We start from the raw sequence: 20,322 nt of genomic DNA on the forward strand, positions 1-20,322 counted from the left end.
AGGACGGTATGCCGATGCCGCGATGGGCACGGGCGATCACCTCGCCGTTCCGCCGTATGGGACAGGCCACGCTGCGGGCGATCACCTCGGTGCCGTGGGGCCACGGTGGGCCCGGCAATCCGGCCGAGGTGTCCGCCAGTCGCGCGTTGACGCTGATCCCGGTGTTCGCTTCGGTGCGGCTGATCGCGGACAACGTGGCCGCCCTGCCGCTGCAGCTGTTTCGCCGCGACGGTGCTGACCGGCAGCCGGTCAGCTACGTGCCGGACCTGTTCTGGAAACCGGATGTGCAGGGGGACCTGTTCACCTGGCTGCACAAGTGCGTACTGTCCATGGCGCTGCGCGGCAACGCCTACGGGCTGGTCACCCAGTGGGACCCGCTCGGGTTCCCGACGATGGTGGAGTGGCTCAACCCGGATGACGTCTGGGTGGACGAGCTGGACCCGGTCAAGCCGAAGTACTACTGGAAGGGCCGGTTCGTCGAAGCGCACCGGATCGTCCACATTCCGTGGGTGGTCCTTCCGGGCAAGGTTGTGGGCCTGTCCCCGGTGGCGCTGTTCGCGCAGACGATCGGCGCCGGACTGATGGTCACCGAGTACGGGCGGTCCTGGTTCACGAACGGGGGCACCCCGCCGGCCGTGCTGAAGAACAGCCAGAAGACGGTGGGGCCGGACGAGTCGGAGGAGATCTCCAACCGGCTGGCGTCCCGGATGCGGTCGCGCAAACCGCTGGTGATCGGTTCGGACTGGGATTTCGAGGCGCTGAAGGTGTCCCCGGAGGAGTCGCAGTTCATCGAGTCGATGCGGCTCAACGCGAGCCAGATCGCGGCGATCTACGGTGTCCCCCCGGAGAAGGTCGGCGGCGAGATGGGCGGCAGCCTCACCTACTCCACGGTGGAGATGAACAGCCTCGACCTGATCAACACCACGCTGCGCCCCTGGCTGGTCCGTCTGGAGGGCGCGTTCACCAGGCTGATGCCGGGCCGGGAGTTCGTCCGCTTCAACGTGGACGCCATGCTGCGCACGAGCGTGCTGGACCGCTACAACGCGCACGGCATGTCGCTGGCACAGGGCTGGCGCAACAAGGACGAGGTCAGAGCCCTGGAGAACCTCTCACCGCTGCCGCCGGGCGCCGGTGGCGACGTCTACGGACCCGCGGCCGCGATCCCGGCCAGCACACCACCAGCCCAGGAGGGCGACTCATGAGCGACGCAGAGCGCCGGTTCACCCGCGGCCTGGTCGAGGTCCGCGCGAACGACGGCAACAGCGACGGAGGCCGCCGGGTCGGCGGGTACGCCGCGAAGTTCAACCGGCTCTCCCAGAACCTGGGCGGGTTCGTCGAACGGATCGACCCCGGGTTCTTCGCCAAGTCCGAGGGCGACGGGTGGCCGGACGTGATGGCCCGCTACAACCATGACGACAACCGGCTGCTGGGCACCACGGAGGCCGGGACGCTGCGCCTGGTCGTGGACGGCACCGGCCTCGACTACGTCGTCGACGTGCCCGCCTCCCGTGAGGACGTGATGGAGCTGGTGGCGCGCGGCGACGTCCACCGCTCCAGCTTCGCGTTTCGCACGTTCTCCGACGACTGGGGGCAGACCGAGGACGGGTTCCCGCTGCGCACCCTGCTGTCCGGGGCCCTGGTCGACGTCGCCCCGGTCAACACCCCGGCGTACATGGACACCTCGACCGGGCTGCGGTCGCTGGCCGAGCGGGCCGGCGCCGAGCTGGCCGAGGTGCGGGCCGCCGCCGACGCGGGCGACCTGGCCCGGTTCCTGGCCCGGCCGAAGACCACCACCATCGACTTGGCACCCGGCGGGCAGGGCGACACCCACCCGTCGCTGGTGCTGCGGCAGCGGCGCGCCGAGCTCAACCGGCGCCGCACCTTCTGAGGCAGGGCGACACCCACCTCGCACATCCATCACCCAGACACCCCGGCCGTCGGCCGCACGGGTGTCGTCGTCATGCCCAGGGAGGGCACGTGAGCTACATCAAGGCACTCATGGAGCGCCGTCAGAACGTGTGGGAGCAGTCCAAGGCGCTCCTGGACGCGGCTGAGGCGCGCGGCGGTGACCAGGCCGCCCTGACCGCCGAGGAGGAGCAGACCTACCAGCGGCTCAGCACGGAGCTGGACACGATCGACGCCCGCGCCAAGGAGCTGCAGGAAGCTGAGCAGCGCACCAAGGACGCCGACGAGGCGTTCCGCTCACTCCTGGACCGCCCGGTCGAGCGGCAGCCCTCCAGCCAGGACGGCAACACGGCGCTGCGCTCGTTCCTGGCCGGGGAGACCCGCTCCTACGAGATCCGCCCCCAGGGCGTCGTCGACTTCCGGACCCTGACCAAGGGCACCGCTACGGCGGGCGGGAACACGGTTCAGACCACGTTCTACAACCGGCTGATGGAGTACCTCATCGAGTCGTCCGGGCTGATGTCGGCCGGCCCGACCGTCCTGAACACGGCTTCGGGTGAGCCGATCGAGATCCCGATTGTCACGAGCCTGTCCGAAGCGGCGCTGGTGCCCGAGGGCGGCCAGATCCCCACCTCGGAGCCCGCGTTCGGTAAGCGGACCCTGGGCGCGTACAAGTACGGCGCGATGATGAAGGTGTCCACCGAGCTCCTCACGGACACCGCCGTCGACCTTGAGGGTTTCCTGGCCCGGCAGGCCGGGCGGGCGCTGGGCAACAAGTTCGGTGCTGCGGGCATCACCGGCACGGGGTCGAACCAGCCCGCGGGCCTGGTCACCTCGGCCACGGCCGGGGTCACGGGTGGCACCGGTGTGGTCGGCGTCCCGACGGCGGACGACCTGATCGACCTGTTCTATTCGGTGATCGCCCCCTACCGGAACAGCTCCAACGCGGCGTGGCTGGTGAAGGACTCCACCATGGCGTCGATCCGCAAGCTCAAGGACCAGAACGGCCAGTACCTGTGGCAGCCGTCCCTGGTCGCGGGTACTCCGGAAACGCTGCTGGGCAAGCCGGTCTACACCGACCCGAACATCGCGGGCACCGGGCTCGATGCGAAGTCCGTCATCTTCGGTGACATCTCCGCGTACTACGTCCGCATGGCCGGCGGGGTGCGCTTCGAGCGGTCCGACGACTTCGACTTCGACCACGACCTGGTCACCTTCCGGGCGCTGCTGCGTGCGGACGGTGTCCTGGCCGACCAGACCGGCGCGGTGAAGTACTTCGCCGGCGGCGCCAGCTGAGGCTCCTGATGCCCGGCCCGTATTCCCGCGGGCCGGGCTCCTGCGTAGAGAGGACCGCACGATGCGTATCCGTATGAAGGTGGGCCTGTCCGGGACCCGCAACGGTGAGGACTGGCCCGCGGTCGGTGAGATCGCGGACATTCCCACCGGGGAGGCCCAGCACCTGGTGGCCTCCGGTATCGCCGAGGAAGTCACCGGCGACGAGGGCAGCAGGGGGCAGGTGCCCGAGGTCGAGACCGCGACCGCCCCGGACACCGCCGAGAAGCGGGCCGCCGTCCGTAAGGCGCCGGTGCACAAGCCCGTCAAGGAGTAGCCGGTGATCGAGTACGCGACCCGGGTCGAGCTCAAGGCCGCTCTGGGCATCGAGGCCGATGACACCACCCGGGACGCGCTGCTCGATCGTGCACTGGCCGCGGCGTCCCGGGGCATCGACACGGCCACGGGGCGCCGCTTCTGGCTCGACGACATGCCCAGCACCCGCGTCTACCGCACCGCCGGGCGGGTCTTGTGGGACGACGTCGGCGAGGTGATGAACGTCGACGACATCGGCAGCGCTGTAGGGCTGGTCACCGCAACGGGCACCGTCGGTGCCTGGTCCACGGTCACCGACATCGAGACGACCCCCGACAACGCGCTGGCCCGCGGCCGCCCCATCACCGGGCTCCTCCTCGCGGCCGGCGGATGGGGTGTGCAGCGGGTGCAGGTCACCGCCCGGTGGGGGTGGCCTGCCGTACCGGACGAGATCACCCAGGCCACCCTCATCCAGGCCGCCCGCCTCTACCGGCGCAAGGACTCCCCAGAGGGTGTGACCGGGTCGGCCGAATGGGGCGTGGTCCGGCTGTCGCGCCGGGACCCGGACGTGTGGGCGCTGATCGAACACTTCGTTCTTCCCGGGTTCGGATAGGAGAGACCGTGGACATGTCCGCTGTACGCGAGGCGGTCGCTGATGCGGCTCGCGCCGTGGTCCTGCCCGAGGGGCTCGCCAAGCTCACCGCCACCGGATACGTGCCCGACGCCGTCGCAGTGCCCTGCTTCTTCCCCGCGGACTACACCGTCGACTACGACCGGGTCATGAACCGCGGCATGGACAAGGTGGAACTCACCTGCCAGGTCCTGGTCGGGATCGCCGACGACAGGGCCGCCCAGCGGACTCTGGACGCGCTGCTGTCCGGATCCGGGCCCGCGTCCCTCAAGCAGGCGATCGAGGCGGCGCGCGGCGCACCGGGTGAATACGCGCTCGGTGGGCTGGCAGACGACCTGCACGTCACCCGGCTGCAGGGCTACCGCTGGTACGAGCACCAGGGCACCACCTACCTGGGCGGCCAGCTCACTATCAACATCATCGGAGAGGGGTAGCCGTGGGCAAGTTCGTGCTGCTCGACTGCAGGCTGTTCGCTCCGGGCGCCGACCTGTCCGGCGCCTCCAACAAGGTCGAGTTGACCAGCGAGATCGAGGACAAGGACGCCACCAACTACCGCTCCGCCGGGTGGAAAGAGGTCTTGGGCGGGCTCGGCTCGGCGGAGATCTCCGCCGAGGGGCAGTGGGAGGCGGGCGACCCGTCCAAGGTCGATGATGCCTCGTGGGCGGACCTCGGCGGTGTCGGCCCCTACACCGTGTGCCCTACGGACTCCGTCGTGGGCGCCCTGGCCTACCTGGTGCAGGGCATGCGCGCCGAATACAAGGTCGGGGACGCGGTCGGGGAGATCGCCCCCTGGACCGGGACCGTCAAGTCGTCCTGGCCGCTGGTGCGCGGCCTGATCGCCCACCCGCCGGGCATCGCCCGCAGTGCGGCCGGGTCCGGGACCGCCCTTGAGCTCGGCGCGGTCCCCGCCGGGAAACGCCTGTATGCCGCGCTGCATGTCCTGTCGGTGGCGGGCACCGACGCCCCCACGCTCACGGTGACCGTGGAGTCCGACAGTGCGGCTGACTTCGCCACCCCGGCCGTTCGCGCCTCGTTCACCGCGGCCGGCGCCCCGGGCGGGCAGACCGTGCGCACGGACGGCCTGGCCATCACGGACACGCACTACCGGATCGCCTGGACGGTGACCGGTAGTGGGCCCTCGTTCATGTTCGCTGTCTCTCTCGGAATCAGGTGATCCCCCATGCCCAAGATGGTGCTTCTGGCGGCCCACGTCAGCCTCGGCGGAAACGACCTCTCCGCATACGCCCGTAAGGCCGAGGTGACGGTGGAGGTCGAGGACAAGGACGTCACCACCTACGCCAGCCTCGGATGGAAGGAAGTCCTCGGTGGGCTCAAGTCCGGTGAGCTGTCGCTGGAGTTCCTGCAGGACGTCGCCGCCACGAAGATCGACAGCATCATGTGGCCGCTGCTGGGCACAGTGGTGCCGTTCGTGGTCCGCCTGGACAGCGCCCCCAAGTCCGCGTCCAACCCCGAGTGGGGCGGCAACGTCCTGATCAACGGATGGAACCCCATCGAAGGATCCGTCGGCGATGAGGCGTCGGTGTCCGTCGGCTACCCGACGTCGGGAGCCGTGACCCGGACAACGGCCTGATGGCCTCCGGCGGCCCGCCGTTCGACCTGCAGGCCACCCATGAGGGCCTGGAGGCCCTGGTGCGGGCACTGCGGCAGGAAGAAGACGGCAAGCAGCTCCGCAAGGACCTCGCCAAGAACATGCGCACCGCGCTGCGCCCCGGCGCGGCCGCGGCAAAGTCGTCCGTCATGGCGATGGCTTCGGCCGGCCTGAGCCACGGGCCGTCCCTGCGTAGCGCGGTCGCCAAGAAGATCCGCCCCGAGATCAAGCTCGGCGGGCGGTGGTCGGGGGCCCGGGTGAAGGCGTTCAAGACGCCGAACATCCGCGGGTTCACGAACGCGCCCAAGCGCATCAACCGGCAGGGCGGGTGGCGGACCCTCACCTACGGCCACGAACCGTGGCGCACCCAGACCGGGAAGCCCGGCTGGTTCGACGACTCGTTCGTCAACGACGCGGCCGCCTACCGGGCCGCCGTCCATGAAGCAATGGAAGACATGGCCCGCCGCCTCGCGGCGCGCGGCCGTTAGGAGAAGACATGTTCCTCGTCTACCAGCCCGAGGGCCAGACCGAGGCGACCCGGTGGCGCTACGACCCGCGGAAGCTGATGTCCGTGGAGCGAGAGGACATCGAGCGCCGCACCGAACGCAACTTCGCCCAGTTCACGCAAGACGTGCTGCAGGGCAACTCCCTGTGCAGGCGTGCGCTGCTGTTCACCTACCTGCGCCGCGACCACCCCAAGACCCGGTTCGAAGACGTCGACTTCGCGTGGGACGAACTCACCCTGGAGTTCTCCCGGCAGGAGCTCCAGAGCATGCGCGACAGCCTCCTCACCACCCTGCACGGTGACCAGCTGGCCGCCGCGCTGGCCGCTCTGGACGGCGAGATCGAGGGCGCGTTCGACGACAAGGAAGCCGAGGGAAAAGCAGTGCTGCCGATCGCCGGCTGAGGCAGCTCGGCAACGCGGCGCATCTGTTGAAGATCCGGCCGTGGGAGTGGCAGCTGCTGACGGTCGAGGAGACCGATGCGGTCCTGGACTGGCTGGACGCCTACGAGAAGGCCGCCGAAGAGGCCGCCAACAAGTGAAGAGTGGGGTGGTCCGTCGTGGCTGACACGTCGCTGGTGTTCAATCTGGTGGCCCGGGACCGTGCCAGCCGTGAGCTGGAGGCGCTGCGGGAAAAGTTCGGGCAGGTAGGGACCGCGGTGTCGAAACTGGCGGGCGCCGGCGTCGCGCTCCCCGGGCTCGCCGCCACCGTCACCGCTGCTGCCGGACTCGCTGCCGGTGCCGCTGCTGCCGGTCTCGCGGTCAAGGCGTTCACCGTGGCCGCCGGCCCGCAGATGGCCACGGTGACCGAGGCGTGGGAGCTGTACGACGCGGCACAGGACGCGGCGGTGGCCGGCGGGGAAGAGGCCGTGGCCGCGCAGAAGGCGTATGTGGCGGCGATGGCGGATATGACACCGGCCACACGCGAGTCAGCCAAGGCGTTCATCGGCCTGAAGACTGATTACGCGGCCTGGTCTGACGAGATGTCCGCGTCGACGATGCCGGTGTTCACCCAGGGCATCGAGATCATGCGGGATCTTCTTCCGCAGCTGACGCCGTTCGTACAGGCCGCGGCCGGGGCGATCGGCGGATTCCTCGACGAGGTGTCCGTCGGAGTGCAGGCCGCGGGGTTCAAGGAGTGGGCCGACGGGATGGCGGCCGCGTCCGGACCGGCCCTGGCGGACTTCCTCGCCACGGTGAAGAACCTCGGCGTGGGTTTCGCCGGCCTGCTGTCCGCGTTCTTGCCGGTGTCCGACGGGATGACCGGTGGCCTGGCCGAAATGACCGCAGGGTTCGCCGCCTGGGGCACCGGCCTGGGAGACAGCGAGGGATTCGCCAGCTTCCTGGAAATGGCGGCGACCGGCGGTGACACTCTGGGCCTGCTCGGCGGCGCCGCCGTTGACGTGCTGTCCGCCGTGGCCCCGCTGATCGGCACCACGGCGATGCTCGCGAGCGGCCTGGCCCGCGTCGTCAACAACACCCCGACCCCTGTGCTCACCGCGCTCGCGGCTGCGTTCGTGACCGTGAAACTCGGCATGATGCTGTACTCGGCGGGGGCCGCGATCGTCGCCGCGAAGAACACGGTCATGGCCATGTCGCAGACCCCTGTGATCCTGGGGTGGATCCGGATGAACGCGGTCGGGGTCGCGGCGATGCTCCGGATTGCTGCGACCGCGACCGTCTCCGCGGCGACGACTGCCGCCGCGTGGGTCGGTAGCGCTCTCGTGGGGATCGGCACGTGGATCGCGGCGGTGGTCCGGGCCGGGGTCACGGCCGCCGCCCAGTTCCTGATGATGGCGGCCCGGGCGGTGGCGTGGGCGGTTGTGATGGCCGCGCAGTGGCTGATTGCCATGGGCCCCATCGGCTGGGTGATCGCCCTCATCGTCGGCCTGGTCGTCCTGATCATCGCCAAGTGGGATCTGATCAAGTCCACGACGGCCGCTGTCTGGGACTGGATCTGGGGCAAGATCAAGGGCATTGGCGTCAGCATCGTGGCGACGGTCGGCGGGTTCATCGCGGGCGCCCTGCAGAAGTGGGACAACCTCAAACGCGGCGTCGCCACCAAAACGGTCGCCCTGGCCTCCTACGTCTCCGGCCTCCCAGGCCGCCTGTCCCGCGCTGTAGGCAACCTTGCCTCTCTCCTGGTCGACAAGGGCCGCGACGTCGTGCGCGGCATCTGGAACGGCATCGCGGGCATGGGCGGCTGGCTCGCCGGGAAGCTGACCGGATTCGCCCGGTCGATCATCCCCGGCCCCATCGCGAAGGCGTTGGGCATCGCCAGCCCCTCCAAGGTGATGGCCGACGTCGTAGGCCGGTGGATCCCTGCGGGCATCGTCGACGGCATCGAGTCCGGCCAGGGACCGCTGAAACAGACGATGGCCACCCTCGTCGAACCGCCCTCGACCACGCAGGCCATGAGCACCGGACGGCAGATGAGCCCGGCCGCGGCGCCGCTTCTCACCAGCGGTGCGGGCGGTGTCGTCCGGATCCACATCGACACCACCGGGGCCGAGGGCCCCTTCAAGACGTTCATCAAGAAGGTGGTCCGCGTCGACGGGCGCGGCAACGTACAGCTGGCTTTCGGCGAAGGGAACTGACCCATGGCCTTCCCTCAGACGCCCCTGGACGTGCGCACCGAACTGCGCATCTCCGGTACGTGGACGGACGTCACCGGGCACGTCTACCACCGCGAGCCGATCACGATCGAGCGCGGCATGAAGGACGAGGGGACCCGCGTCGACCCATCGCGCTGCTCCCTCGTCCTGAACAACCGCGACGGCCGCTACTCCCCGCGCAACCCGCTCTCCCCGTACTACGGGCTGATCGGACGCAACACCCCGATCAGGGTGTCGGTGCAGGGCCCGGAGTCCTACCTGCAACTGGATGGCACCCCCACCTCCTACGCCCGCACCCCGGACGCGGCCGCCCTGGACATCACCGGGGACCTCGACCTGCGGGTCGAGGCCACCGCGAACTGGACGGCCGCCAGCCAGGCCCTGCTAGGAAAATGGATCTCCGCGACGAACCAGCGCAGCTACCTGCTGCGCCTGGAAAACGGCAGCCTGATCCTGAACTGGAGCCCCGGGGGGACCACCAGTCAGATCGCGTTCGGGGCGCTGCCCGCGCTGCCCCGGCGGGCGGCCCTGCGCGCCACGCTGGACGTCAACAACGGGGCGGGCGGGCACACGATCCGCATGTACTGGGCCGAGTCCCTGACCGGCCCCTGGACCGATTTCACCGGGCCGATCGTCGGCGTGGGCACGACCAGCATCTACGCGAGCACCGCCCCGCTGGAAATCTCCCCCATCGCAGCGACCGGCATCACCCCCCTCTCGGGGCGGGTGCACCGGGCCGAGGTGCGCTCCGGGCTCGGCGGCACCCTCGTGGCAGCACCTGATGTCCGGGCCCTGACCGAGAACACCACCAGCTGGGCGGACTTTGCCGGCCGGACGTGGACCCTCGGCGCAGGCGCGACAATCAGCGACCGGGAGTACCGGTTCACCGGAGAGGTGTCCTCCTGGCCGGCCCGGTGGGACGTGTCCGGCGCCGACGTGTGGGTGCCGATCGAGGCAGCCGGAGTCACCCGCCGCATGGGCCAGGGCAAAAAAGCGTTGGACTCCACGCTGCGCCGGCGTATCCCCTCGGCGGCCGGTCTGCTGGCGTACTGGCCGATGGAGGACGGTGACGCAGCCACCCAGGCCTACAGCCCAGTGGCAGGGGTGCTGCCGCTGTCCCTGACCGGGGCCGACTGGGCAGCCGAGGACACCCTGGGAGGGTCCGCGGCCCTGCCCAAGCTGAAGAACCCCAGCACCATGCTCGCCCGCGTGCCACGGGCGGCAACTGCCGGGTGGCAGGTCGAGTTCGTCTACCACCTGCCAACCCTGCCCGCGACGCAGACGGAGCTCATCCGTATCGCCGTGACCGGGGCGGCCATGGCCAGTGTCGTCGTCTACGCGTCCACGGCAGGAATCCGGATCGAGGCACACAACGCCGAAGGCGACCTGGTCGCGGGCGCGACCTACGCCGCCGCAACCGCCCTGGCCGCGTTCACCGGCGCCTGGAACCGCCTCGCCATCTACAGCGGGGACGCGGGGGGCGGCACCACACGCCTGCAGGCGACATGGCGTGACGTCTCCAGCAACGTCCGGTACTACGCCTCAGCGTCCGGAACCACCGGCCAGGGGCGCATCACCTCGATCTCAGGCACCTGGGGCGCCGGCACCACCGACATGGCGATCGGACACCTGGCCGTCTTCTCCACCCCCGGCACCGGGGTACTCGGCTCACCCCCGACCACGGCCATTTTCGAGGGCGCCGACGACGGCTTCGCAGGCGAAAGCGCCATCACCCGCATGGTCCGGCTCACAACCGAGGAGAGCGCCCAGACCACGCTGACCACAATCGACGGAGACACCAGCCAGCTGTCCCAGGCCATGGGCCCCCAACGCCCCGACACGCTCCTGGCCCTCCTCGAGGAAGCCGCGGCCACCGACGGCGGAATCCTGTACGAGGACCGGGACAGCCTGGCACTCACCTACCGGGACCGGGCCACCCGCTACAACCAGCCCGTGGCCCTGGCCCTGGCCTACAGCGCACCCGGTGAGGTGCCGCCGCCGCTGGAGCCGACCGAGGACGACCAACGGCTACGCAACGACGCCACCGTCATCAGGAGAGGCGGCAGCTCGGGGCGGGCGGTCCTCGAGGAGGGCCCGTTGTCCGTACAGCCGCCGCCTGCCGGGGTCGGCCCCTACGACGAAGCGGTCACGCTCAGCCTCCACACCGACGCCCAGACGCAGCCGATCGCCGAATGGCGGGTGCACCTGGGCACCTGGGACGAGGCCCGCTACCCGACGATCACCGTGTGGCTGCACGCCGCACCACACCTCATCGACCAGGTCCTCAGCATGGACATCGGCGACCGGATCCAGATCAGCAACCCGCCGCCGTGGCTCCCCCCTGGGCTGATCGACCAGCACATGCACGGCTACACCGAGATCCTGGGCCTGTACGAATGGTCGCTGGCCATGAACTGTGCACCGGCCGGCCCATGGACGGTCGGCGTGGTGGAGGATCCCGTGCTCGGCCGGGCGGACACCGACGGCTGTGTGCTGACCGCCGACATCTCAGCCAGTTTCACCGCGGTGGCGGTGACCTCATCACCGGGGCCACGGTGGATCGACTCGGCCAGCTACCCCGCGATGTTCCCGTTCGACGTGACCGTGGGCGGCGAGGTCATGCGGGTGACCGCCTGCACCGGCACCGGCCTCACACAGACCCTCACCGTCACCCGCAGCATCAACGGCATCGCCAAAACGCACGCCGCGGGCACCCCCATCAAGCTCACCCATCCCATGCGCGCGGCGCTGTAAGGAGGACCAATGCCCATTCTTGCCGGACAGACCGTAACGGCCGGGCAGCTCAACCGGCTCCAGCCCAAGGTGTACTGGGCGCAGGGCAGCGGCTCCATCGTGGGCCCCGCGACCAACGCGGACATCCCCAGCGCCACGGTCACCCTCACGGCCGAGACCGCCGGCGCCACGTACACCGCGGTGTGCACCTTCGACACGAACGTCACCTTGAACGGTTCGGGCACGTGGCTGGGGCGCATGGCTCTGGACGGGGTCGGCCAGAACCCTGTGTCGACGATGAACGAACCCACGGCGCCGGGGCGAGCCGCGTCCACGCAGACCTACAGCGGAACGCTCACCGCAGGCTCACACACGCTCAAGCTGATCGCGTCTCCACAGCTCAATCAGGTCACGCAGGGCGTCAACTCGAGCATCCTCGTCACAATCTATGAGGTGGTCTGATGATCGTCGTACAGCTCGTGGAATCCATGCTCTATGACGGAACGAACGGCGCTGAGATCATCGCCTGGGTCGGCAACGCCGAACTGGTAGAAGTCGGGGACGACGGAGCCCTGACCATGTCCGTCACCGCCTACGGACTGACCTACGACATACGCACCGAGGTCGGGTGGTACGTCCTCCGGAACAACTCGATGCACTACGGATCGCTGTCTGCCGAGGCATACAAGCGGCAGTACCACGAACTCCCCGGCACCTGACCCGCCCCCACACCGTCCAGCCCCGCGCCGCCCGGCCGGGGCCTTTTTCATGCCCTGGAGGGCCCATGGCCTGGTACCCCGGTGCCAAGAAATACGAGCTGCAGCCGGAGAGCGACGCCCAGGCGGCCATCCGCCCGACGCAATTCATCGTGCACAGCATCATCGCCCCGTGGACCGCGAAGCGGACCTATGAGTACTGGCGGGACTCGACGAATCTGGAGTCCCATTTCGGGCTCGGCTACAGCGGCGATCTGGGCCAGTTCATCGGCACGGAGACCCGCGCCGACGCCAACGCCGGCGCGAACCGGCGCAGCGACGGCACCGGCGCCGTGTCGATCGAGACCGCGTCGAACACCAAGGGCACCGATCCGTGGACTGATGAGCAGATCGAGGAGCTCATCAAGCTCGGGGTGTGGCTGCACCAGAAGCACGGCATCCCGCTGCGAATCTGTCGCACCCACGACGACCCGGGGATGGGCTGGCACAGCATGTTCCCGCAGTGGTCGACGTCGGGCACGGCGTGCCCCGGCAAGGCCCGCATCGCCCAGTTCAAGACCGTGGTGTTCCCGGGCATCGTCGCCCGCGCCACCGGCCAGACCACGCCACCCGCGAAGACACCCGCCACCACTCCTGCCGCCCCGGCTGCCCCGGAGGAGAGCGACCTCATGCCCGACGATCTGACCGAGTCCAGCGACACCGACGTCACGGTCCCGGCCGACGAATGGACCCTCGTCGCGATGGCCGCGGACTCGGCCCTGCTGCAGGGCCCGTGCGCGTACACGGTGACCGCCTACGCCACGGTTATCGGCTCCCCCGGGACCCGGGTCACCGGGCGTTTCCAGGACCTGACCGTGGCCACCAAGCGGGCTTCTCTGGACCTGCCGATGGACGCCGGGGTCATCGGCCCTGACGGGCGCCTGGACGTCGCCCTGTCCCGGCCCGGGCGGCTCGCCGCCGGTGTCCAGCTCAAGCTCGAACTCCTCGCTGACCGCCCGGTGTCCATCACCTACCGGGTCCTCCGCGGCCTCGTCTGGCGCTGACCCGTACCCGCTCGATCCCTACTCGCAGAACGGATTCACCATGACCACTGCTCCCATCGAAGCCAAGGTCAAGGCCGCGTCCACGGCCGCGTTCCTCGCTGGTCTCGTGATCGCTGTGCTCAACGCGGTCGTCGCCGACAACAGCCTCCTGGGCCCGCTCCCGGTGTGGCTCCAGGCCCCGGTCCTCGCCCTGGTTCCGACCGCGCTCACGTGGCTGGCCGGGTACCGGGCCCGGCACACCCCGCGCGGGCCGGCCGGTGTCTGACTTACCCCTGCACCAGGAGGCATGCACGTGGACGCTGCGACGCTCGCCGCCGTCGGCACCATCGTCGTCGGGCTCGCAGCGGCTGCGGCTGCTCTGATCGGACAGCGCTCCGGCGCGCGGGCCACCCACCAGGGTGCCGTGATGACCGGATACGGCGGCCTGGTCAACGAGCTCCAGGAGGAGAGGGCGGACCTTCGGCAGAAGCTGGCCGCCGCGCACGCCGAGCTCGCCAGCGAGCGCGCCGACAAGGCCGGCCTTCACGCGCAGATCGCCCGCTTGGAATCCGAGATCGCTGACCGTGACCGTCAACTTGCCGACCTACGGAGGACCACCCCGTGACCCGCCGCCACCGTTCAGAAGGGATACTCGCCCGCCGCTGGCGATCACTCGCCGTCGCCGCCGTGCTCGCTGTGCTGTCCGGGGCCGTGGTCCTGGTGTGGTTGCGGATCGACGCCGAAGCCCAGCGCACCCGGCAGGTCGCGGCGGAGGCTGACCGGCGTGGAGACGCGGTGGGCACCCTGGTTGGGGATGTACGAACTCTGCGCGCGCAGATCCAGGCCGAGGGCGGCACCCCGGCGGCACCAGACCCAGCTGCTGCGGTCGATGACCTGCCCGACCGGGTCGAGGTGCCGGTGCCGATCCCGGGGCCGCCTGGTCCAGCCGGCGCGAAGGGGGAGGCGGGCTCTGACGGAGCGGAAGGGGAGCCGGGTGAGCCTGGCCCTGCCGCTACCGGCGAGCCTGGCCAGGACGGGGCCAACGGAGTAGACGGGGCGGTCGGACCTGCTGGCCCGGCCGGGCCGACCGGCCCGGTTGGTCCCGCCGGTCCAGCGGGGAAGGATGGCACGGACGGGCAACCTGGGGAGCGCGGCCCAGCCGGTCCCGCCGGTCCGGTCTGCCCGGACGGGTACAGCCTGCAGCCCCCGGCTGATGATCCGGATGCGCTGGTGTGTCGGCGCGATGGGGCGGGCGCCCCTGAGCCGTCTCCGGAGCCTGGCCCGCTCGCCCTGGACCCGACCCGCCGGCAGTACCCCTGAACCACAACGCCCCTGTCCTGGCCTTCGCGGCCGGGCAGGGGCGGTTTCGTGCGTCCGAGGGGTTAGGGCTTCTCGCCGAGTGCGGCGCGCAACCAGTCGAGGGGCCCTTGCCCCAGGAGTTCGTCAGCCAGCCGCTTACCGGTCTCCGTGACCAGACGCCCCCTGCTGTTGTCGATCCAGCGCTGCGCGTTCTCGTAGCCCTGCGCCTTGTACTCGATGCCCTGCAACATGCACTCCAGCTTGTCGGCGTCGCGAGCACAGATCGCCTCGGGCGATTCCTTCGCCTCGTACTCAGCGACCAGGTCGCGGACGGCTGAAGCCAGGGCCTCGGGCATGCCCGTCGTCTGGTCGGCGGTGACTTCCTGCGGGTCGCCAGCGGGCGCGTACTTCTTCCCCAAGTGGTTGACGTCCCCTGTGCGGGTCTCCTGGGTGTCGTGCCACACGGCGAGGAACGCGGCCTGCGCCGGGTCGGCTCCTTCCAGCTTGGCGATGATCGACGCGATCAGCGAGGTGCGCCACGAGTGCTCGGCCACGCTCTCCGGATCGCGGACTCCTGCCATCCACCAGCCGGTACGGCGCGCGTTCTTGAGCGTGCCCGCCTCGTACAGGAAGCGCCCCACTGCGGCTAGGTCGTCAGCCACGCCCGTCTCCTCTCACGCCTCAGCAAGGCGGATCGCGTACCGAATGCCCTCCAGCTCCCGGCGCGCCTGCGCCGACAGTTCCCGGTCATCCAACATCACGGGGAGCGCTGCGCGTAGCTCGTTGCCGATCACGGTTCCGGGCCGGAGCAGGTTCGGACGCGCGGCGAGCAGGGCCCACAGGGTGTGGACATTCAGGTCGAAGAAGCCGTGGTTCGGGGTCATGCCGCGCACGAGGTGGCGCATCAGCTTGTCGCCGGGCCACGGGCCCGGATTCGGGGCAGCGATGAAGTCGTCGGACAGCTGGAGGTGCGGAGCCTCGCCGATCCAGTACGCCCAGTAGTTGAGGTTCGCCGCCTCGCCCGCGTCGTCGTTGGCGAGCGTCGTCTGGATGAAGTGCCCCATCCGGTCCCTGTCGCCCTGCCGGGCGGCCACGGCCGCGACCGAGCGGGAATTGAGCCAGCTCGTCAGCCAACCATCCGGCCGCTCGGTTCGCTGCTGTTGGGCCAACCAGCCGGATGTGTCAGGCGCATCGTCGTATCCGGCGAGGTAGAGGGCTTGGCGGCGCAGGAGGAAGCGTTCCTCGCCGCGCGCCTGTTCGGCGGTCTGGCGCATGCGGGAGAAGAAGCGCCGTCGGTCGTCCGCGGGGAGCTCCGGGCCGCGCGGCACGGGGCCCCGCCGCGGCCGCGGTGGGTCGGGCAGTGCCCGCAGTGGTGTCGGGGTCACGCCGTTGAGTGGCCAGGAGAGGACCTCGACCAGGTCGCGTTGCATGACCCAGGCGCCAAGCGGGCTGTCGTCGACGGGGACGTCCTCGTCGAGGACGCCGGCCAGGAGTACGTCCGCTTCCATGGCCCGTTCCAGAGCTAAGAGCAAGGCTGGTGCACTGCCCAGCTGCAGCAGCTGGTGGCGGTACATAAGCATCTGTCCGACTGGCACAGCGGTCAGAGGGCGGCGCCCTGATTCCCACCCGGCGACGGTGTCGGCCGAGACCCGGAACTGTTCAGCGAGGGTGTCCTGGGTGTGGCCCAGTTGTTCACGGATCAGGCGAAAGACGTAGCCGGAAACTATCCCGCTGCGACCGCGCGGCGCCGTTCCCTGACCCCCGGTCGGGGCGGTTCGTGAGCCGGTGTCCATGGTGTCCCCCTTGCCTGTCGGCCACGGCCAGGCACCCGTACCCGCAGTCAGTTCAAGCAGCGGCCCCTACTCCCTACCGTCATAGGTGCAGTGATGGCCTGGCGACTCAGGGTAGTGGAAGGGGCGTCATCGTGGCGATGACGATGAAGGTGTACGAGGTGAACCGCGACGGCGGCATCCGCGTGATCCGGCCGGAGGCCGAGGTTCTCCCGCTCAAGACGCCTGAGGCGAGACACGCCTACCCGGCCTGTCAGTGCGACCAGTGCGACCAGAGCAAGAGGCCATCATGACCGCTGACACCCGTCCGCTCCCCGCGCTGGAAACCCTCACGTGGGACCAGTCCGCTGGCCGGGCCTGCGTGTGGTGCAGGCGGCCGCTCACTACCGGCGCCGTGTCCGCCGGAACGATCCGCGACCAGCTCGGGGCGCACAACCTCGACACCGAGGTCTGGGCCTGCCCGCCATGTGACGCGGGCGAGACCCCACGGTAAGGGCCGCCGCCGAGCCACCCCACCACAAATTCCCGCCTGGTCAAGATCCGACAGGCCAGGCGGGGCCCCGACCAGGGGCACGTCCACTACAGGAGGAAGCAGATGACCATCGCGTTAGAGCGTCCCGTGGGCACCACCGACCCGGCCACCCTCGTCGACCCCGAGGTGATGAAGCGGCTCGCCGCCCGCATCACCAAGGACCACCCAGACACCGACCTGCCCACGGCGCGGCGCATCGTCGGCCAGGCCGCAGCGTTCCTCGCCGCCAGCGCGACCCTGCCGGGCGTCGAGCTCTCACCGAGCAAGGCGGTCGATGTCGGCTGGCACACGTGGATTCTCCACACCGTCGACTACGCCGCGTTCTGCGAGCGTGTCGCCGGCCGGTTCATCCACCACGTCCCCACCCCGGAAGGCGAGACGGTCGAGGGCGGCCCGGCAGCGGCCCGGCAGCGCACCCTCGACGCGCTGACAGCCGCAGGTTTTCGAATCGACCACGATCTGTGGCCCAATGCCGCCAAGATGGGCGAGTGCTCCCAGTGCCACGCGGGTTGCACCGACAGCCCGAACGGCGGCAAGAAGTCTGCGTAGTACCACCCCTGTAGCCAGCCGCCCGGTGCACGACTGGGCGGCTGGCCCCATGAACGGAGCAGCAGTGACCGAGACCAAGGCGTGGGACACGTACTCGAAGCAGAAGCCGGAGCGGCGCCCGGTGAACGCGGCAGGTGAGACGACCTGGTTCAACTGGACCCAGTATCCCGACCACGGCCCCGGTGCCGAAGTCCTCGGCGTCCGCCCCGGCTCGGCCGTCATCGAGTTGGGCTGCGGCAAGGGCGGTAACCTCGCCCACCTCACAACCCTTGGGGCTAACGCCGTAGGGGTCGACGTCTCGCTAGCCCAGATCAAAGCGGCCGGCGCGCGCTGGTCCGACATGCAGATGACACTGCACCGCACCGAGGCGACACGCTTCCTCGATGAGACCGGGGCCAGCTTCGACTCCGTGTTCTCCGTGTTCGGTGCCGTCTGGTTCACCGACCCCGCGGTCCTGCTGCCCGCGATCCGCCGTCGGCTACGCCCCGGTGGCGTCCTGGCTTTCTCGCAGCGCCCACCGATCGAGGGCTGCTACGGCTGCCAGGCTTCGTACATCAACCGGTCCGAGGACGAGGACCCGCTCGTCGTGAAGCGATGGGACTACGAACCCGACCGGTGGGTGGAGCTCCTCACCGAGCACGGCTTCACCGCGGCAACCGCCCAGGTTCTGCCCGCCCCGCCCGGGCCGAGGAAGGTCGGTACCCTCCTCGTCCGCGCCTCCGGCTGAGTTTGGCGCACACCTGGAAGCCCCGGCCGCGCACCTGGCCGGGGCTCCGCCATGACCGCTTCGTGCCTCAACCTTGGATTCAAAGGCCCTGACCTGGCGCCACCTTCGCCGCCTTGCGGCACCATAAACGTGCAGGTCAGGTGGGGTACCAGGCGGGCACCCGGGGGGATTACGACAGCGGATACGACAGAGGTGCCTTAGCGCATGTTTCGGGTTCCCCGCGCCGGTACCCCCGCTGATCAGATACGAGACACGGGCCTCGACCAGAGCCCTCAGCAGCCGGTCTCCGCCGGGCGGGACCGTCCCCGCCGTCACGAGCTCCGCCAGCGTGAAGGCTCTCGGCCTCACCACCCGCAGTGAGAGACACGTCGAGCCGACGGACACCGGTGGCAGGACCGCGTGCATGCGCGTCCCGTCCGGCAGCCGGGCGTCCACCCAGGGGCGGGCATCGTCCAGACGGCGCCCTGCTACTGCAGCGAGCCTCTGAGCCAGCTTCCGGACGGCTGCCGCATCCTGAAAGGTGACCCGGGTCAGCTCGAGTCCACCGCCGCGGTCCACCCACACCCGGTCCGGAGCGGACACCAGCACATCGGTCACCGCCGGGTCGGCCAACAGCCGTTCCAGCACACCTGTGCCGATCAGTTCACCCCGCAGCTCCTCGGCCGCCCCGAGGATTTCCGCGTCACCGAGCAAACGGCCCTGCTCCCTCAACGCGGCAGCCACACCGGCCGGAGTGGGCGCCGCACCACTGCGGGCCAGTCGTTGGCGTACCGCGTCGAGCAGTGCCTCGGTCATGGCGCTCCTCCCTCGCGAAGTCGGGCAGGGACTTCGTCCGAGCGGCCCGGGCCATCTGCCAGCTCCCAGAAAGCCGTGCAGAAGCGGGCCAGTGCACCGCGGGAATTTCCGCCCGGGGGCACACCGCTGTCCTGGGCCGAGGGCAATCCGGCCTCCGTGGGCAGGTCACCGACAAGCGGCAGGCCGAGCGCCTGCGCCACCCACTGTTCGTCCAGGCCTGCCGTGTAAGGGCCCCGGGCGACGACTCGTAGGTCCCCCAGAACCATGCGGGCCGCAGCCGCCACGCGCTGCGCTGCCACGACCGCCCTCAACTCCCCGGGCACGAGCAAAAGCCCGACGTCCAACTGTGCCAGTGCCTCTGCCACGCTTTCGTCGACCCGCCGCGGCAGGTCCACGACCACCACTCCACCGAGCCGACGCGCTGCGGCCAGCACCGACCGCATGGCCTGTGGCGGAATGATCACCTCGTCGTCCCGACCCCAGCTGAGCACACGCAGCCCGTGCAACGCGGGCAGGGACTCCTCCAGGGCCCCTCCGCCCAGCCTTCCCTTCGAGCGGGCGAAATCCGGCCACCGCAGACCCTCGGATTCCTCACCGCCGAGCAATACGTCGATTCCGCCACCCAAGGGATCACCGTCGATCAGCATGGCCCGTCGGCCCGACCGCGCCGCCGTCACAGCAAGCGCACAGGCCAGGGTGGATGCGCCGGAGCCGCCGCGTCCACCCATCACTCCGACGGTGAGTGCGGACCGGCCCACGCCCTCCACCGTGTTGGCGATCTGGTCGACGAGCCAGCCTTCGGAATCGGGCAGCCGCAGCACGTATTCGGCCCCGATCTCGACTGCGCGGCGCCATACATCGGGATCGTCCTGATTCCGCCCCACGAGCATGACACCGGGCCTGCGGGCCGCTCCCCGGCACCCACGCGCCGCATCGTCGCCCACCAGAATCATCGGAGCCCGCTCCCAGCAGCCCCTCTCTCCTGGAGGCCCGTGATGAACCTCGGGCACCGCTCCGGCTGCCGCGCAGAGTCTGAGCAGATCGTCCAGCAAGATCGCGTCCTCGGTCACGATCAGTGGTCCGTCCCGCCGCCCTCCGGCACTCGACGGGTCTTCACCCACGAAGGATCCAGCCATGATCTCCGCCCTCTCCCACTGTTCCTCAGTGCGGTTTCGCGGCGATCTCGAACGCTGCCGAGACGCGCGATTCCGGAACCCGCGGACTTCACGGGTGGAATCAACATGCAACGGCACGGAAAAACGTGTGGATCTTGCTCGGAAACTGTGGACGACGTCGTCGTTGTGGATATC

25 protein-coding genes and 1 pseudogene are annotated in these 20,322 nt (G+C 69.8%); 21 read left to right on the top strand and 5 right to left on the bottom strand.

Annotation, left to right across the window (positions count from 1 at the left end; translation table 11 throughout):
* Positions 1-8: 8 nt before the first annotated feature.
* The 17 genes from ACF1FZ_RS21600 (at position 9) to ACF1FZ_RS21680 (ending at position 13,945) form a co-directional block, all read left to right on the top strand.
* Positions 9-1,202 carry a phage portal protein gene (locus ACF1FZ_RS21600; protein WP_391775011.1) on the top strand — a complete coding sequence of 398 codons (1,194 nt, stop codon included), beginning with the start codon at positions 9-11 and terminating at the stop codon, positions 1,200-1,202.
* The gene (locus ACF1FZ_RS21605; protein WP_391775012.1) at positions 1,199-1,888 is read left to right on the top strand and encodes an HK97 family phage prohead protease; all 690 of its coding nucleotides are present in this window, start codon (positions 1,199-1,201) and stop codon (positions 1,886-1,888) included. Before ACF1FZ_RS21600 ends, ACF1FZ_RS21605 begins: the two co-directional genes overlap by 4 nt.
* Positions 1,889-1,977: 89 nt before the next feature.
* Positions 1,978-3,201 carry a phage major capsid protein gene (locus tag ACF1FZ_RS21610; RefSeq protein ID WP_391775013.1) on the top strand — a complete coding sequence of 408 codons (1,224 nt, stop codon included), beginning with the start codon at positions 1,978-1,980 and terminating at the stop codon, positions 3,199-3,201.
* Positions 3,202-3,262: 61 nt separating this feature from the next.
* Positions 3,263-3,514 carry a hypothetical protein gene (locus ACF1FZ_RS21615; RefSeq protein WP_391775014.1) on the top strand — a complete coding sequence of 84 codons (252 nt, stop codon included), beginning with the start codon at positions 3,263-3,265 and terminating at the stop codon, positions 3,512-3,514.
* Positions 3,515-3,517: 3 nt separating this feature from the next.
* On the top strand, positions 3,518-4,105 hold the full coding sequence (locus ACF1FZ_RS21620) for a phage gp6-like head-tail connector protein (RefSeq protein ID WP_391775015.1): 588 nt from the start codon (positions 3,518-3,520) through the stop codon (positions 4,103-4,105).
* A gap of 14 nt (positions 4,106-4,119) precedes the next feature.
* Positions 4,120-4,557, top strand: coding sequence for a hypothetical protein (locus tag ACF1FZ_RS21625; RefSeq protein WP_391775016.1), 438 nt, complete (start codon positions 4,120-4,122; stop codon positions 4,555-4,557).
* Positions 4,558-4,559: 2 nt separating this feature from the next.
* Entirely contained in the window at positions 4,560-5,297 is a 738-nt protein-coding gene (locus ACF1FZ_RS21630) for a hypothetical protein (RefSeq protein WP_391775017.1), read from the top strand.
* Between the two features lie 6 nt (positions 5,298-5,303).
* Positions 5,304-5,714 (top strand): hypothetical protein, encoded by a 411-nt coding sequence (locus ACF1FZ_RS21635; protein ID WP_391775018.1) that lies wholly within the window; start codon positions 5,304-5,306, stop codon positions 5,712-5,714.
* The gene (locus ACF1FZ_RS21640; RefSeq protein ID WP_391775019.1) at positions 5,714-6,220 is read left to right on the top strand and encodes a hypothetical protein; all 507 of its coding nucleotides are present in this window, start codon (positions 5,714-5,716) and stop codon (positions 6,218-6,220) included. Before ACF1FZ_RS21635 ends, ACF1FZ_RS21640 begins: the two co-directional genes overlap by 1 nt.
* Before the next feature lie 8 nt (positions 6,221-6,228).
* Positions 6,229-6,639, top strand: coding sequence for a hypothetical protein (locus ACF1FZ_RS21645; protein ID WP_391775020.1), 411 nt, complete (start codon positions 6,229-6,231; stop codon positions 6,637-6,639).
* Positions 6,640-6,794: 155 nt separating this feature from the next.
* A complete protein-coding gene (locus tag ACF1FZ_RS21650) occupies positions 6,795-8,831 on the top strand; it encodes a hypothetical protein (protein ID WP_391775021.1) in 2,037 nt (678 codons plus the stop codon).
* A 3-nt stretch (positions 8,832-8,834) separates the two neighbouring features.
* Positions 8,835-11,603 (top strand): hypothetical protein, encoded by a 2,769-nt coding sequence (locus ACF1FZ_RS21655; RefSeq protein ID WP_391775022.1) that lies wholly within the window; start codon positions 8,835-8,837, stop codon positions 11,601-11,603.
* Positions 11,604-11,612: 9 nt separating this feature from the next.
* Positions 11,613-12,044 carry a hypothetical protein gene (locus tag ACF1FZ_RS21660; RefSeq protein WP_391775023.1) on the top strand — a complete coding sequence of 144 codons (432 nt, stop codon included), beginning with the start codon at positions 11,613-11,615 and terminating at the stop codon, positions 12,042-12,044.
* Complete coding sequence (locus ACF1FZ_RS21665) at positions 12,044-12,301, top strand: hypothetical protein (protein WP_391775024.1); 258 nt, start codon at positions 12,044-12,046, stop codon at positions 12,299-12,301. Before ACF1FZ_RS21660 ends, ACF1FZ_RS21665 begins: the two co-directional genes overlap by 1 nt.
* Positions 12,302-12,366: 65 nt before the next feature.
* A complete protein-coding gene (locus ACF1FZ_RS21670) occupies positions 12,367-13,341 on the top strand; it encodes an N-acetylmuramoyl-L-alanine amidase (RefSeq protein WP_391775025.1) in 975 nt (324 codons plus the stop codon).
* 40 nt (positions 13,342-13,381) lie between these two features.
* On the top strand, positions 13,382-13,606 hold the full coding sequence (locus tag ACF1FZ_RS21675; RefSeq protein ID WP_391775026.1) for a holin: 225 nt from the start codon (positions 13,382-13,384) through the stop codon (positions 13,604-13,606).
* A 27-nt stretch (positions 13,607-13,633) separates the two neighbouring features.
* Positions 13,634-13,945, top strand: a complete 312-nt coding sequence (locus tag ACF1FZ_RS21680) for a hypothetical protein (protein ID WP_391775027.1) — start codon at positions 13,634-13,636, stop codon at positions 13,943-13,945.
* Positions 13,946-13,989: 44 nt separating this feature from the next.
* Here ACF1FZ_RS21680 and ACF1FZ_RS21685 read toward each other — a convergent pair whose 3' ends face one another.
* The 3 genes from ACF1FZ_RS21685 to ACF1FZ_RS21695 all read right to left on the bottom strand — a co-directional run bounded on the left by ACF1FZ_RS21685 (position 13,990) and on the right by ACF1FZ_RS21695 (position 16,412).
* The gene (locus ACF1FZ_RS21685) at positions 13,990-14,460 is read right to left on the bottom strand and encodes a hypothetical protein (RefSeq protein ID WP_391775028.1); all 471 of its coding nucleotides are present in this window, start codon (positions 14,458-14,460) and stop codon (positions 13,990-13,992) included.
* A 242-nt stretch (positions 14,461-14,702) separates the two neighbouring features.
* Positions 14,703-15,281 carry an HD family hydrolase gene (locus tag ACF1FZ_RS21690; RefSeq protein ID WP_391775029.1) on the bottom strand — a complete coding sequence of 193 codons (579 nt, stop codon included), beginning with the start codon at positions 15,279-15,281 and terminating at the stop codon, positions 14,703-14,705.
* 12 nt (positions 15,282-15,293) lie between these two features.
* Positions 15,294-16,412: a helix-turn-helix domain-containing protein gene (locus ACF1FZ_RS21695; protein WP_391775030.1), complete on the bottom strand. Its 1,119-nt coding sequence runs from the start codon at positions 16,410-16,412 to the stop codon at positions 15,294-15,296.
* Between the two features lie 131 nt (positions 16,413-16,543).
* Here ACF1FZ_RS21695 and ACF1FZ_RS21700 point away from each other — a divergent pair, with 131 nt between their 5' ends.
* From ACF1FZ_RS21700 to ACF1FZ_RS21715, 4 genes are all read left to right on the top strand, one after another.
* Positions 16,544-16,702 carry a hypothetical protein gene (locus ACF1FZ_RS21700; RefSeq protein ID WP_391775113.1) on the top strand — a complete coding sequence of 53 codons (159 nt, stop codon included), beginning with the start codon at positions 16,544-16,546 and terminating at the stop codon, positions 16,700-16,702.
* A complete protein-coding gene (locus ACF1FZ_RS21705) occupies positions 16,699-16,902 on the top strand; it encodes a hypothetical protein (RefSeq protein WP_391775031.1) in 204 nt (67 codons plus the stop codon). Before ACF1FZ_RS21700 ends, ACF1FZ_RS21705 begins: the two co-directional genes overlap by 4 nt.
* A gap of 102 nt (positions 16,903-17,004) precedes the next feature.
* Entirely contained in the window at positions 17,005-17,490 is a 486-nt protein-coding gene (locus ACF1FZ_RS21710; RefSeq protein WP_391775032.1) for a glycine-rich domain-containing protein, read from the top strand.
* A 64-nt stretch (positions 17,491-17,554) separates the two neighbouring features.
* On the top strand, positions 17,555-18,217 hold the full coding sequence (locus ACF1FZ_RS21715; protein ID WP_391775033.1) for a class I SAM-dependent methyltransferase: 663 nt from the start codon (positions 17,555-17,557) through the stop codon (positions 18,215-18,217).
* A gap of 216 nt (positions 18,218-18,433) precedes the next feature.
* Here the strand turns inward: ACF1FZ_RS21715 and ACF1FZ_RS21720 are convergent.
* A pseudogene (locus tag ACF1FZ_RS21720) lies at positions 18,434-19,012 on the bottom strand (ATPase, T2SS/T4P/T4SS family); the annotation flags it as partial.
* On the bottom strand, positions 19,009-20,148 hold the full coding sequence (gene ssd, locus ACF1FZ_RS21725; RefSeq protein ID WP_391775034.1) for a septum site-determining protein Ssd: 1,140 nt from the start codon (positions 20,146-20,148) through the stop codon (positions 19,009-19,011). The gene ssd and the pseudogene ACF1FZ_RS21720, both read right to left, overlap by 4 nt.
* Positions 20,149-20,322: the final 174 nt, after the last annotated feature.

This window comes from Streptomyces sp. NPDC014623, assembly GCF_043088245.1.
Taxonomy (GTDB): Bacteria; Actinomycetota; Actinomycetes; order Streptomycetales; family Streptomycetaceae; genus Streptomyces.

What these genes read in the sequence shown, in the direction of transcription:
- ACF1FZ_RS21670 (WP_391775025.1), top strand. Translation starts at nt 12,367, where the DNA reads ATGGCCTGGTACCCCGGTGCCAAGAAATACGAGCTGCAGCCGGAGAGC.
- ACF1FZ_RS21640 (WP_391775019.1), top strand. Translation starts at nt 5,714, where the DNA reads ATGGCCTCCGGCGGCCCGCCGTTCGACCTGCAGGCCACCCATGAGGGC.
- ACF1FZ_RS21625 (WP_391775016.1), top strand. Translation starts at nt 4,120, where the DNA reads ATGTCCGCTGTACGCGAGGCGGTCGCTGATGCGGCTCGCGCCGTGGTC.
- ACF1FZ_RS21615 (WP_391775014.1), top strand. Translation starts at nt 3,263, where the DNA reads ATGCGTATCCGTATGAAGGTGGGCCTGTCCGGGACCCGCAACGGTGAG.
- ssd (WP_391775034.1), bottom strand. Translation starts at nt 20,148, where the DNA reads ATGGCTGGATCCTTCGTGGGTGAAGACCCGTCGAGTGCCGGAGGGCGG.
- ACF1FZ_RS21655 (WP_391775022.1), top strand. Translation starts at nt 8,835, where the DNA reads ATGGCCTTCCCTCAGACGCCCCTGGACGTGCGCACCGAACTGCGCATC.
- ACF1FZ_RS21710 (WP_391775032.1), top strand. Translation starts at nt 17,005, where the DNA reads ATGACCATCGCGTTAGAGCGTCCCGTGGGCACCACCGACCCGGCCACC.
- ACF1FZ_RS21600 (WP_391775011.1), top strand. Translation starts at nt 9, where the DNA reads ATGCCGATGCCGCGATGGGCACGGGCGATCACCTCGCCGTTCCGCCGT.
- ACF1FZ_RS21635 (WP_391775018.1), top strand. Translation starts at nt 5,304, where the DNA reads ATGCCCAAGATGGTGCTTCTGGCGGCCCACGTCAGCCTCGGCGGAAAC.
- ACF1FZ_RS21665 (WP_391775024.1), top strand. Translation starts at nt 12,044, where the DNA reads ATGATCGTCGTACAGCTCGTGGAATCCATGCTCTATGACGGAACGAAC.
- ACF1FZ_RS21705 (WP_391775031.1), top strand. Translation starts at nt 16,699, where the DNA reads ATGACCGCTGACACCCGTCCGCTCCCCGCGCTGGAAACCCTCACGTGG.
- ACF1FZ_RS21645 (WP_391775020.1), top strand. Translation starts at nt 6,229, where the DNA reads ATGTTCCTCGTCTACCAGCCCGAGGGCCAGACCGAGGCGACCCGGTGG.
- ACF1FZ_RS21605 (WP_391775012.1), top strand. Translation starts at nt 1,199, where the DNA reads ATGAGCGACGCAGAGCGCCGGTTCACCCGCGGCCTGGTCGAGGTCCGC.
- ACF1FZ_RS21675 (WP_391775026.1), top strand. Translation starts at nt 13,382, where the DNA reads ATGACCACTGCTCCCATCGAAGCCAAGGTCAAGGCCGCGTCCACGGCC.
- ACF1FZ_RS21695 (WP_391775030.1), bottom strand. Translation starts at nt 16,412, where the DNA reads ATGGACACCGGCTCACGAACCGCCCCGACCGGGGGTCAGGGAACGGCG.
- ACF1FZ_RS21660 (WP_391775023.1), top strand. Translation starts at nt 11,613, where the DNA reads ATGCCCATTCTTGCCGGACAGACCGTAACGGCCGGGCAGCTCAACCGG.